Raw genomic sequence first — 420 nt, 5'->3', positions numbered from 1 at the left:
ACTTCGATGAGATCCCTTTTCGCGGCCAGTCGCGAGAAGGCGTCACGATATCTAATTTGCGCCAGCTGTTTTTTTCCCCGGCGCAGATCAAAGAAGAGAACATTCACAAGCTGACGCTGGACAACGCCGCTCAGCACGATCGCCAGCTGGAAGAGGCTGGCGGTCTGGATCTGATGGTGCTGGGGCTGGGGGCCGACGGCCATTTTTGCGGCAACCTGCCGAATACCACCCGCTTTCATGATCAGATGGTCGAAGTGCCGATTCATGGGGAAATGATTGCTCTTATCGCTAACAGCGAGATGGGCGGGGATATCTCGGCAGTACCAGACAGCTATGTCACCATGGGGCCGAGAAGCGTGATGGCGGCGAAAAATTTATTGCTAATTGTCAGCGGTGCGGCAAAAGCGCACGCGTTAAAGC

At 55.2% G+C, this 420-nt stretch carries 1 protein-coding gene; it reads left to right on the top strand.

Going from position 1 to position 420, the window contains the following annotated elements:
* A partial coding sequence (locus M3221_RS25700) for a 6-phosphogluconolactonase (protein ID WP_251274827.1) occupies positions 1 to 420 on the top strand: 420 nt, incomplete at both ends.

This window comes from Domibacillus indicus (assembly GCF_023715895.1).
GTDB classification, from domain to species: Bacteria; Bacillota; Bacilli; order Bacillales; family Domibacillaceae; genus Domibacillus; species Domibacillus indicus_A.
This window is presented reverse-complemented; position numbering and strand designations above follow the sequence as displayed.